7 protein-coding genes and 2 rRNA genes are annotated in these 12655 nt (G+C 47.3%); 3 read left to right on the top strand and 6 right to left on the bottom strand.

Annotated elements, in window-relative coordinates:
• The first annotated feature begins 139 nt into the window (after positions 1 to 139).
• Together glmS and ACU37H_RS18520 are read left to right on the top strand one after the other, a co-directional pair.
• The gene (gene glmS, locus ACU37H_RS18525) at positions 140 to 1978 is read left to right on the top strand and encodes a glutamine--fructose-6-phosphate transaminase (isomerizing) (RefSeq protein ID WP_472705912.1); all 1839 of its coding nucleotides are present in this window, start codon (positions 140 to 142) and stop codon (positions 1976 to 1978) included.
• A 97-nt stretch (positions 1979 to 2075) separates the two neighbouring features.
• Positions 2076 to 4295, top strand: a complete 2220-nt coding sequence (locus tag ACU37H_RS18520) for a DUF4954 family protein (protein WP_472705910.1) — start codon at positions 2076 to 2078, stop codon at positions 4293 to 4295.
• Here the strand turns inward: ACU37H_RS18520 and ACU37H_RS18515 are convergent.
• Both ACU37H_RS18515 and ACU37H_RS18510 read right to left on the bottom strand, forming a co-directional pair.
• A complete protein-coding gene (locus ACU37H_RS18515; RefSeq protein WP_472705908.1) occupies positions 4267 to 4764 on the bottom strand; it encodes a DUF4442 domain-containing protein in 498 nt (165 codons plus the stop codon). The genes ACU37H_RS18520 and ACU37H_RS18515 overlap by 29 nt on opposite strands.
• Positions 4765 to 4935: 171 nt before the next feature.
• The gene (locus tag ACU37H_RS18510; RefSeq protein WP_472705907.1) at positions 4936 to 7293 is read right to left on the bottom strand and encodes a TonB-dependent receptor; all 2358 of its coding nucleotides are present in this window, start codon (positions 7291 to 7293) and stop codon (positions 4936 to 4938) included.
• 103 nt (positions 7294 to 7396) lie between these two features.
• On the opposite strand from ACU37H_RS18510, the gene ACU37H_RS18505 reads away from it, so the two are divergent.
• Positions 7397 to 7642, top strand: coding sequence for a hypothetical protein (locus tag ACU37H_RS18505; RefSeq protein WP_472705905.1), 246 nt, complete (start codon positions 7397 to 7399; stop codon positions 7640 to 7642).
• 171 nt (positions 7643 to 7813) lie between these two features.
• Here ACU37H_RS18505 and ACU37H_RS18500 read toward each other — a convergent pair whose 3' ends face one another.
• From ACU37H_RS18500 to ACU37H_RS18485, 4 genes are all read right to left on the bottom strand, one after another.
• Positions 7814 to 8425 carry a fumarylacetoacetate hydrolase family protein gene (locus ACU37H_RS18500; RefSeq protein WP_472705903.1) on the bottom strand — a complete coding sequence of 204 codons (612 nt, stop codon included), beginning with the start codon at positions 8423 to 8425 and terminating at the stop codon, positions 7814 to 7816.
• A 22-nt stretch (positions 8426 to 8447) separates the two neighbouring features.
• On the bottom strand, positions 8448 to 9029 hold the full coding sequence (gene pth / locus ACU37H_RS18495; protein WP_472705901.1) for an aminoacyl-tRNA hydrolase: 582 nt from the start codon (positions 9027 to 9029) through the stop codon (positions 8448 to 8450).
• Between the two features lie 295 nt (positions 9030 to 9324).
• A 5S ribosomal RNA gene (gene rrf / locus ACU37H_RS18490) occupies positions 9325 to 9436 on the bottom strand.
• Positions 9437 to 9578: 142 nt separating this feature from the next.
• Positions 9579 to 12390: ribosomal RNA gene (locus tag ACU37H_RS18485) — 23S ribosomal RNA — on the bottom strand.
• Positions 12391 to 12655 lie beyond the last annotated feature (265 nt).

Genomic DNA, 12655 nt, shown 5'->3' with positions numbered 1-12655 from the left:
GTTTATAATCTTATAAAAAATTGGAACTGTATTTGTTGTAGTCCGACAACTATTCTTATTTTTTATACCCGCAGCGAAATGCGCAATCGGTTGCGCAAAAATTTAAAAACCTTATTTTCGCTGTCCTAAACTCTAAACAATGTGTGGAATTGTAGGCTATACAGGCAAAAGACAGGCGTATCCCATTATTATAAAAGGACTAAAAAGACTCGAATACCGGGGTTATGACAGTGCCGGCGTGGCGTTGCAGCAACAGGATCAGGTGACGGTTTATAAGAAGAAAGGAAAAGTGGCTGACCTGGAAGAAAGTATCGGGACGAGCAATGTAACCAGCACGGCAGGCATCGGCCACACGCGCTGGGCCACCCATGGAGAGCCCAATGACCGCAACGCCCATCCCCACTACTCTTCAAGCGGAAAGATCGCGATGATCCACAACGGAATCATTGAAAATTACGCGCAGCTTAAATCGGAACTGACCAAAAAAGGGTACACATTTAAAAGTGACACAGATACTGAAGTGTTACTCAATTTCATCGAGGAGATCAAAACGAATAATGATTGTTCACTGGAGGAAGCCATCCGGATTGCGTTGAAGCGCGTGACGGGCGCTTACGTGATCTTATTGATTGAACAAGATAATCCGGACACTATTATTGCTGCGCGCAAAGGCAGCCCGCTGGTCATCGGTGTTGGAAAGGGCGAACACTTCCTGGGATCGGACGCTTCTCCGATGTTAGAATACACCAAGGAAGTCGTTTATGTAAATGATTATGAACTGGCCATCATCAAACCTGATGAACTGATCCTGAAAAACCTGGGCAATGAAAAAATTACGCCTTACGTGCAGAAGCTGGATCTGGAACTGGCGGCTATCGAAAAAGGCGGCTATGATCATTTTATGCTGAAGGAGATTTTCGAGCAACCCACCACCATTTATGATTGCCTTCGCGGCCGTTTAGACGCAGCCGCCGGAACGATCACGATGGCAGGCATACAACAATATGCAGAGCAAATTATCAATGCCAACCGGATCATCATTATTGCCTGCGGCACCAGCTGGCATGCAGGATTGGTGGCAGAATATATTATTGAAGAATTGTGCCGCATCAATGTAGAAGTGGAATATGCATCTGAATTCCGTTACAGAAACCCGGTGATCAATAAGGGCGATGTGATCCTGGCCATCAGCCAGAGCGGTGAAACAGCTGATACGCTGGTAGCTATAGAAAGTGCAAAAGAAAAAGGCGCAATTATCCTGGGTGTGGTGAATGTGGTGGGCTCTTCTATTGCCCGTGCGTCTCACGCCGGCGCCTATACACACGCGGGCCCTGAGATTGGCGTAGCTTCCACCAAAGCATTTACCGCACAATTGACCGTGCTGATGATGATTGCCCTGAAAGTAGGATATATGAAAGGCAGCTTGTCCAACGAACGGTACAGACAGTTGTTGAATGAGCTGGACGCGGTGCCCGAAAAGGCAGCCTGGGTCCTGAATCATCATGAGCATATCAGGGCCATTGCAGAGAAATACAAAGACGCCAGGGATTTCCTTTATCTGGGTCGCGGATACAATTTTGCGATCGCCCTGGAAGGAGCCTTAAAGCTGAAAGAAATATCCTATATCCACGCCGAAGGCTATCCCGCCGCGGAGATGAAGCACGGGCCGATAGCACTCGTTGACGAAAACCTGCCGGTGGTTTTTGTTGCGACAAAGGACATCTACCACGAGAAAGTGGTGAGCAATATGCAGGAGATCAGAGCGAGAAAAGGTAAATTACTGGCCGTAATCACGGAGGGAGATGAAACGTCGAAAGCGCTTTGCGATGATGTTATGGTAGTGCCTGAAGCAGATGAAGTAATTGCGCCATTGATCAACGTGATCCCCTTACAACTATTATCTTATTACATTGGCGTAGCCAAAGGCTGCAACGTTGACATGCCAAGAAACCTGGCGAAAAGCGTTACGGTGGAATAAAGCCGTCACGCTATCTATTAACAAGGTGATGCAGAAGCCGGTTCACTGTTGAACCTTCATCCACCAGCATTGCTGTCACAAGTCTTTAACGACGTACATGAATAACATAAAAAAACACAAAGCAGATCAGTTGGGATACCATTTTATCCCAACCGAATATTTACCGGAAGGTAAAGACGAGTATTATCTGCGATTTCAGCAAAATCCTGCTTCCGATTATCGGCCGCTAACCAAACAGGAAATTACTATACTTCAATCGAACCGCAACCGTTCTTCCAACTGGGACGATGTGTTGGTGCGCGACGGCATCGACATTCACCTGATAGAAGAATGTACCTTTTACGGGCTGGTGAGAATCGGCAAACTGGAACAATATTTCCTGGAGTTCAGTGAAGTAAAGTTCCCTGTGGGCCTGTATCACAGCCAGATCGTGAGTTGCGATATAGGCGATAACGTGTCGATCTCCAATGTGAGGCACCTGGGACATTATATTATCGATGAGGATGTGATTATTGCCAATGTCAATGAAATGAGTTGTACCTCTCACGCGAAATTTGGCAATGGCATCCTTAAAGAAGGCGAAGAGGAGAGCGTGAGAATATGGCTGGAACTGTGTAACGAAAACGCGGGCAGAAAAGTGCTTCCCTTCGATGGCATGCTCGCCGGCGATGCCTGGCTATGGACTAAATACCGCGGCGATCAAAAGCTGATGGATGCCTTCCAAAGATTTACAGAACAGCAATTCAACGCGCTCCACGGATACTACGGAACCGTGGGCAAAAGAACAGTGATCAAGAATACGCATATCATAAAAGATGTGAAGATCGGTACGGACGCCTACATTAAAGGCGCCAGCAAATTGAAGAACCTGACGATTAACTCAAACGAAAAAGCGAGGACGCAAATCGGTGAAGGTTGCGAGATGGTCAATGGTATCATGGGCGTGGGCAGCCGCGCGTTCTACGGTGTAAAAGCGGTTCGTTTTATCCTGTCTCCTTTTTCCCAGTTAAAATATGGTGCAAGGCTGATCAATTCTTACCTGGGCGAAAACGCCACCGTGTCCTGTTGCGAAGTGCTCAATTCGCTGATCTTTCCTTTGCATGAGCAGCATCATAACAATTCCTTTTTATGTGCAGCGTTATTGATGGGTCAAAGCAATATGGCGGCCGGGGCAACCATTGGTTCAAATCATAATTCAAGAGGGGCAGATGGTGAAATACAGGCGGGACGTGGCTTCTGGCCCGGACTTTGTGTAAGCCTCAAACATAATTCGCGCTTCGCTTCTTTTTCCATGATCGCTAAAGGGAACTACCCGGCTGAGCTGGATATCCCTTTCCCGTTCTCGTTGATCAGTAATGACGAGCAGCATAATAAGCTGATCGTGATGCCCGCTTACTGGTTCATGTATAACATGTATGCGATCCAACGCAACGAGCGGAAGTTTGCCGATCGCGACAAGCGGATCGAAAAATTGCAACAGCTGGAATTTGATTGCCTGGCCCCGGACACAGCTAATGAAATGCTGCGCTCCCTTCAGTTGCTGGAGCTGTTTACAGGCAAAGCCTTTTACCTCGCCAACACTATGATCGGCAGTGACGCGGACTATATCAACAAAGGGAAATCGCTATTAGAGCATGAATCGCCGGTCGTGCAAAAGCTCAACATCATCGGCAGTGGGATTGAAAACTCAAAGCGCCCTGTCCAGATCATCAAGGTACAGGAAGGTTACAACGCTTATAAAAGAATGTTACTTTTTTACGTAGGCACTACGCTCGCGAGCTACTTTAAAGATCACACTATCGGCGGTCTCGAAGAGCTGGCGACCCGACATCCTTTTCACAACTCAGCAGAATGGGTGAACGTGGGAGGTCAGCTGATTTCTAAAAACAGCCTTAATACGCAGTTGGAAAAGATCAGGATCGGGAGTGTTGAAACCTGGAATGAGATCCATGAGTTTTATCTTCACGAAGCCAGCACCTACCAGGAGCAGAAGACGGCGCACGCTTTGTTCATCCTCACCAAACTGGAGGGTTTGCAACTGGAAGATATGAACACCGCTTACTTCAAAGCGTTTTTTAAACAAACGGTCGAGACGAAAGAATGGATCACAAAAAGCGTTTACACGTCGAAGGAAAAAGACTATAAGAATCCCTTCAAGAATATGGTGTATGACTCGAAAGAAGAAATGGAAAGCGTGCTGGGCGCCTTTGAAAGCAACAGCTTTATCCACCAGCAAAATCAAGAACTGGCGACATTCCGGGATGATATTAACCGGCTGATCGAGCGTTTTAGTGAGCCCCTTCCCTCTTCGCTTTGACTTTGAACGACCAGGTAATCTGAAACCGGGCAACCAGTTCGCCTTCTTCATTTGTTCCTTCGGACAACACGGATAGTACCTGCGGTTGGCCGGTTTCAACAGCTGCCTGAACCGCATCAGTGAAAGCCTGCCCCGCTGCGCAGGTAAAAGTGGTGATGCCTGTCGCCTTCTTAAAATATTCGGCTTCCATTCTGATCACTAACATCGACACAGGCGGCTTACGTTTAAAGACATTGGCCATCGCTAAAGCACCTGTACTCAGCTCTGCCGCCATAGCAAGACAAGCGAAGTAAGTGGACTTGAAAGGATTTTGACTGAACCACCTGAACGGCACGGTGACGCTGCAGGCTTCACGGTTGATGTCTTTTACACGCACACCACTGAAATAGGCCGCCGGAAGTTTTTTTAATAAAAACCATTTGAACCGCGAAGATCTCGCCAGCTGTATAAATTCTTCATGTGTACGCATGCCGTCGATTTTTATAAAGTTATACAATATAAAAATTTCAAACAACGGCTATACTTTGCACAGACTACAACTACTGCCAGGCGAACGGAATAACCCTCACATGGAGTGCTCTCGGCACCGATAGTCCTGTTACTGATCAGGGGTGAAGCAAAGACCAGAAGGTCATACTTCTTACAACTTCCATTCGAACGGAACGATCAAGCGGGCGGTGAAGTTTCTTCCCATATTGAACACGCCCACGCGTCCCGTTACCGGATTTTCGGCTGCATACTTCAGACGGCTGAGATGGCTTTGATAGCCAACATCGCCGATATTCTGAACACCCAGGTTCAGCGAGAATCGCTTATGGCCTGCGATCATAATATCCGTGCCTATTCCCGCGTTGAATAAAACATACCCTGCAGTAGGTGTTTCCGTTTCAAAACCAGAAAAGAACTGATCCTGGCGGGCTACCGCATTCATTTCCACCTTTGCGTAAAAGTTAGCAAGTGCTTTAGTGGCCTGTGCAAACTCGGCTCTCAGCTCTGTGAGTAAGCTGGCGGGTGCAATCAAAGGCAGATTATAAGAACCGTCAACCGGCTCTGTGAAGCGACCTCTGACAAAGGAGACCGTGTTTTCAAAGTGCAGCCAGTCCAGCGGATGGGGATGCACGTCAAACCGGGCCTCTATTCCCACAAGCCTGGCACTCTGCTGATTAAACTGAAACGCAGGCGCTCCGTCGATCAGGGAATCCGTGCTATTGGCCCCTGGCAACCGGTTGTAGAAGATATAATTATCGATGTAGTTAAAATACGGAGCTACACTGATGTCGACGTGATTCGTGGTAATTTCAACGCCTCCGTCCACAGAAGTGGACACCTCGCTCTTCAGGTTCTGGTCACCAATCTCATAACGATTCGTGCCTTCATGTTCGCCATTGGACGAAAGCTCAGATGAGTTCGGCGCCCTGAAACCCCTGCCGACATTGAATTTCAAAGATACATGATCACTGATAGTGTGCGCCACGCCGATGCTGGCCGAGACATTGGAAAAACTTTTTTCAAAAGCGGTGAAGCGGTCTTCCCCTTCTTCCTGCAGCGCCTTGCTGTTGAGCTGTCGCGAATCATACCTAAGTCCGCCGCTCAACGTAGTCGGCCCCCAGGTTTTGGCAGTAACGCCATAGACCCCAACATCGAACAAGTTGTAATCCGGGATGATCGCTTCCTCCGCCTTGTTCTCGTTCCACTGCTTCATTCCGTTTACCCCAAAGCTGGTTTTCCAGTTATTGACTTCCGCCAGGTGATAAGCCAGGTTGTAATTGATCGTCTTCAGATCGAAGTAGGCTTCCGGCTCGTCGGGCGCTGCAACGTCTGCAAACTCTTTCCGCTGATTTTGCTGATAAGCAGCTAAAACTGTAATTCGTGCCCCATTGATGAGCGAGAATGAATTATCAAGCGCAAGTCTGGTATGACGGATGCCCTGCGATGGTACGAGCGGTGTTCTGCTTCTTTCTAGCGACCGGTTGAGCTCATAGCCTTCCAGCACCAGGTTACCATTTTCATCGCGGTCGCCTTCCACCATCCCGATCTTTTGATCAAAATGCGAAAACAGGAGATGCGAGAATCCCCAGCTTTTATTTAAACCGATATAACCTCCGAAATTCTTTTCGCCAAACCGGCTGTTCAATACACTCCCATCATATTTGTTTTTATAATCCCCCGCACTTTTAAAGCTGCCATAGGCGTTCCAGTTAAACCCATTGACGTTACCGGCCACGTTGGCGTATTGCCCGAACATCCGGTTGTTAGAATTGTACGTGCTCTGCAGATTGGCCTGCACCGTGTTAGTGGCCACTGGCGTATTCGTGATGATATTGATCACACCGCCGATAGCGTCGCTCCCATACATCAGAGAAGCAGGTCCGCGCAGTATTTCTATTTTCTGTGCACTATACTCATCCACTTCTAATCCATGCTCATCGCCCCATTGCTGTCCTTCCTGGCGAACACCGTCGTTGATGGTCACGACCCTGTTATAGCCTAAGCCACGGATAAAAGGTTTGGCGATAGCCGGGCCTGTAGTTACAATGGTGACTCCGGGTTCCTTAGCCGCTATTTCAAGCAGGTTATTACCGACCGTTCGTTGGATGTCTCGCCTTGAAATAATAGAAACCTGTACAGGCGTGCGTTTCAGCCGGGTGGCAGATGATACCCCGGTGACGGTGACATTTTCGCTTTCAACAACCGAACGCGATAAAAGGAAATCATGCGTAGCGTTTCCCGAAACTACTACGGTTTCCACTTTTGATTTGTAACCGATATAAGACACCTGAACGGTTAGGCGGCCGTTGGGCAGCGACCTGAAGGAGTAAGCACCTTTTTCGTCGGTCGTGGTAGAGATCTTCAGATCAGGAATGGATATGGTAGCGCCCGCCAGCGGGGCACCGGACACTTCATCCTTCACCACGCCTGAGAGACCTGCTCTGTCGTTGGCGAAAAGGGTTTGAGTAAGGAAGACGAAGAGGAATGAGACGATATATCTTGATTGCATAACAGAAATTAGTGCGTTGTAGAATAACGGATCGCTATGAAGCGACAAGCGGCCACCGGTGTGTCCGGGAGACGACGGGAATAAAAATGATCAAAAAGTAGGGATGTTAAAACATGTATGGAGGGCCGCGCCGGCGGGAGTAGTCTGCAAAGGCGTTTCGAAGCTGGTGTACGCAGCTATCGGCGATTTTGCTGAAGAAAGAAACGGGATGATGAACATCAATCGCCTTTGCAGCGATGAAAGGAATGGTTGTTGCCAGGTCAACGAAGCCACAATTAAATTGATAAGTGGTCAGTTCAGCGTGGCCGCTATGGCTCCCTTTGTACGTGTAGTCGGTGTGAGCCGATAAGAGGTCGTGGAAATATATCCTGGGTGTGACGCTGACGAAGAATGTCAGCAACAGGGCTGTTGCGAGCAACTTTGATATGAGCCGGCTCTTTTTCAAACTGAAACAATGTTGCAAATATAGTCGTAAACTCTAAGAGCGCCAACTCAAAAGCCGCCCTAAAGAAACGCCTGATCAGTCGACTCTCAAATTCAGGACGATCTGATCTTCCAGAATGCCCTCGAGTTCGTCGCCGGGAAGCACTTCTCCTACGCCGGCCGGCGTTCCTGTGAAGATTACATCACCTATGTTCAGCGAGAAATATTTGGAAATATTGACCAGTAATGTGTGAAAGCTATGGATCATCAGGCCCGAATTCCCTTCCTGCACCAATTCATTGTTTTTATAAAATCCGAAGTTGATGTCTTTCAGATTAGGGAAATCAGCAACAGGTCTCCATTGGCCGAGAACGGCAGAATTATCCCAGGCTTTCGCTTTTTCCCAGGGAAGACCCCGACGCTTCAGATCATTTTGTATATCCCGCGCAGTGAAATCGACTCCGAGCGTAATCGCATCGTAATATTGATGTGCATATCTTTTGTTGATATACCGGCCATTTTTACAGATGCGGAGTACCAGCTCGCATTCGTAGTGAAGCTCATTGGTAAATTCCGGGTAATAAAATGGAAGATTCGGCTTTAGTAGCGCCGTCTTCGGTTTCAGGAAGATGACTGGTTCTTCCGGTACTTCATTGCCAAGTTCTTTGGCGTGGGCTACATAATTTCTTCCTATACAAAAAATTTTCATGTCATAAGGGTTTTTCTCCAGGTTATGCTGTCACATCAAATGCTAGGTTATTGACGGCATTCATTGCAGCATTGAGCCCCTGTGTCGCGAATATTTCTATAGCTTCTACCGACTTCTGTATCTTGAGCTGAACGACCGGCTCTTCCGCCTTTGTCCATTTTCCCAAAACAAAGTCTGATTGCATACCTTTTGGAAAGTTGCTACCGATGCCAAACCGCAGTTTGGGGTAAGCAACTGTGTTTATTGCCTCCTGGATACTTCTAAGGCCGTTATGCCCGCCATCACTGCCACTTCCTCTTATTCTCAACTTATTGACGGGCAGTGCCAGGTCATCCAGGATCGTTAGCGTGTTTTCAAGGGAGATCTTTTCCTTGTCGACCCAATATTTGAACGCCTTGCCACTTAAATTCATGTATGTTGTGGGACATACACAAATAAATATTCTCCCTTTCCATTTAAACTCGGCCACATAGGCCAGACGGTCCTGGTTAAAGACACCTCCGTGTTTTTGAACTAGTGCGGCAGCCACGTCAAAACCTATATTATGTCTGGTGTGTGTGTACTCACTCCCGATATTACCGAGCCCTACTATTAAGAATTTCATGTTGAACCATCAAAATTACAAATTCTCTGTAAAATAATGATTTACGCCAAGATAAGGTTACAATTTTTCCAAGTAATTTATTGGAATTGAAGCAATTTTCAAGCCGATTGCCCTGCGGCGGTAATATTAGCTGAAATAAAAGAGAGATTTGTTAGTTTTTGTTGCTTGAAGCAATAACTGTAGAAAAAAATGTGGTGGGGTTGCCCCACTTTGCAGTTTGTAATTTGTCGGATACCCGGAGAACGGGTATCAATAAAAATGCCCTTCAATATTCTTGAAGGGCATTTAAAAATAAGAATGGCAGCTACCTACTCTCCCGCATTGTGGTGCAGTACCATCGGCCTTAAGGGGCTTAACTTCTCTGTTCGGTATGGGAAGAGGTGAACACCCTTGGTATAACCACCATAAAATCTTGAGTTGATAAGTTTATATGTTTATAAGTTGATAAGCAATATTTCCTTGTTACCATTTCAACTTCTAAACCTGTCAACTAAAATAAGATTAACATATTGGAAAAACTAAAAAATTAGAAGAGTACCTAACATAATAAAATTAAAGCGTACGGGCAATTAGTACTACTCGGCTTTGATGTTACCACCTTTACACCTGTAGCCTATCAACGTAATAGTCTCTTACGGCCCTTAAAAGTAAACTCATCTTGAGATAGGTTTCACGCTTAGATGCTTTCAGCGTTTATCCTGTCCGTACTTAGCTACTCAGCATTGCACCTGGCGGCACAACTGATACACCAGCGGTACGTACGACCCGGTCCTCTCGTACTAAGGTCATGTTCTCTCAATTTACTAACGCCCACCACAGATAGGGACCGAACTGTCTTGCGACGTTCTGAACCCAGTTCACGTGCCACTTTAATCGGCGAACAGCCGAACCCTTGGGACCTTCTCCAGCCCCAGGATGTGACGAACCGACATCGAGGTGCCAAACCTCCCCGTCGATATGAGCTCTTGGGGGAGATCAGCCTGTTATCCCCGGAGTACCTTTTATCCTTTGAGCGACGGCCCTTCCATACAGAACCGCCGGATCACTTTAGCCGACTTTCGTCCCTGCTCGGCCTGTTTGCCTCACAGTCAAGCTCCCTTTTACTAATGCGCTCTTCGTACGATTACCAACCGTACTGAGGGAACCTTTGCAAGCCTCCGTTACTCTTTAGGAGGCGACCACCCCAGTCAAACTACCCACCATGCACTGTTTCCACTTTAAGTGGATTAGATTCTAAATCAAAGAAGGTTGGTATTTCAACGACCGCTCCACAATGGCTGGCGCCACCGCTTCATAGCGTCCCAACTATTCTACACATCCGTAATTCAAAATCAATGCAAAGTTGTAGTGAAGGTTCACGGGGTCTTTCCGTCCCGTGGCGGGTAACCGGCATCTTCACCGATACTACAATTTCACCGGGCTCGTGGAGGAGACAGCGTTCAACTCATTAGACCATTCGTGCAGGTCGGAACTTACCCGACAAGGAATTTCGCTACCTTAGGACCGTTATAGTTACGGCCGCCGTTTACTGGGGCTTCAGTCAGGAGCTTTGACTTGCGTCGAACACCCTTCCTTAACCTTCCAGCACCGGGCAGGTATCAGGCTCTATACGTCATCTTTCGATTTTGCAGGGCCCTATGTTTTTGTTAAACAGTTGGTTGAACCATTTTACTGAGACCATCCGAAGATGGTACGCTTTATCCCGAAGTTACAGCGTCAATTTGCCTAGTTCCTTCTCCACGGCTCACCCGAGCGCCTTAGAATACTCATCCCGTCTACCTGTGTCGGTTTGCGGTACCGGCCGCTATGCTCGCTTTTCTTGGAAGAACTTTCACACCTGCGCTTCACCCGAAGGATCCACTCAGCTAATCCGTCAGCTTATGGTGCTAGCATTCTCCGTCACTTTTAATGCATAGTGGGCGCAGGAATATTAACCTGCTTTCCATCGTCTACCCCCTTCGGGTTTGACTAAGGACCGGGCTAACCCTGATCCGATTAACGTTGATCAGGAACCCTTAGACTTTCGGCGATAAGGTTTTTCACCTTATTTATCGTTACTTATGCCTACATTTTCTTTTCTAACCGCTCCAGCATACGTCACCGTACACCTTCGACGCAGTCAGAATGCTCCCCTACCGATATACCACCTAGTGGCAATCATAGAGCTTCGGTTCATAGTTTAATACCCGATTATTTTCCGCGCAGAGCCTCTCGACCAGTGAGCTGTTACGCACTCTTTAAATGAATTGCTGCTTCCAAGCAAACATCCTGGCTGTTATAGAAGCTCTACATCGTTTGATTAACTTAACTATGCATTGGGGACCTTAGCTGCTATTCTGGGTTATTTCCCTCTCGGCCACGGACCTTAGCGCCCGCAGCCTCACTCCCGGTAAACATCTGTTAGCATTCGGAGTTTGTCAGGGTTTGGTAGGCGGTGAAGCCCCCTAGCCCAATCAGTAGCTCTACCTCTAACAGACTTTATAAACCGAGGCTGTTCCTAAAAACATTTCGGGGAGAACGAGCTATCTCTCAGTTTGATTGGCCTTTCACCCCTATCCACAGGTCATCCCAAGACTTTTCAACGTCAACGGGTTCGGTCCTCCAGTGTGTGTTACCACACCTTCAACCTGCCCATGGATAGATCACAAAGTTTCGCGTCTACCCCCACTGACTAAGCGCCCTGTTGGGACTCGCTTTCGCTACGGCTCCGTTAGTCTTAACTTAACCTCGCCAGTGAGGAGTAACTCGTAGGCTCATTATGCAAAAGGCACGCCGTCACAACATAAATGCTGCTCCGACCGCTTGTAGGCGTACGGTTTCAGGTACTATTTCACTCCCTTATTTAGGGTGCTTTTCACCTTTCCCTTACGGTACTGGTTCACTATCGGTGTCTGAGGAGTATTTAGCCTTACCAGATGGTGCTGGCAGATTCAAGCAGGATTCCTCCGGTCCCGCCCTACTCAGGATACCGCTCGTCCCTGTCAATTTACGCTTACGCGGCTTTCACGCTCTATGGCTTAATTTTCCAAAAAATTCAGCTTGATGACAGTTTCTAAATGCGGTCCTACAACCCCACAGCAGCACGCCGCTGTGGTTTAGGCTCTTCCCCGTTCGCTCGCCACTACTTAGGGAATCATTGACTTATTTTCTTTTCCTCCGCCTACTTAGATGTTTCAGTTCAGCGGGTTGGCTTCCCGGAACAAGTCCGGGATAATATACCTTCAGTATATTAGGTTGTCCCATTCGGAGATCCAGGGATGTAATACTCGTGTGCAGTTCCCCCTGGCTTTTCGCAGCTTACCACGTCCTTCATCGCCTCTCAGACCCAAGGCATCCACCATACGCCCTTAATTGCTTTAAAAAAGTTTATAAAACTTAATTAATATGAGGCCAGCATCGCTGCTGGACTTTATTTTTAGTTTGTTGTAGTTGTTACCCGACCACATTGCTTCAGACCAACCAAAAAAATGGTGATTTCTACAATTATGATCGATAAACTTGTTAGGTACTCTCCTAACAATATTTTTTTCCAATATGTCAAAGAACTTTTAATCCCCATCCCCTAAAGGGGAATGTTGATTTTAGTTGATAATTTGGTTACGAACCAGCAGGCCTTAATGCCATTA

This window comes from Niabella sp. ZPM-14 (assembly GCF_055693045.2).
Note: the sequence above shows the minus strand (reverse complement) of the source record. Positions and strands in the feature narration are given on the sequence as shown.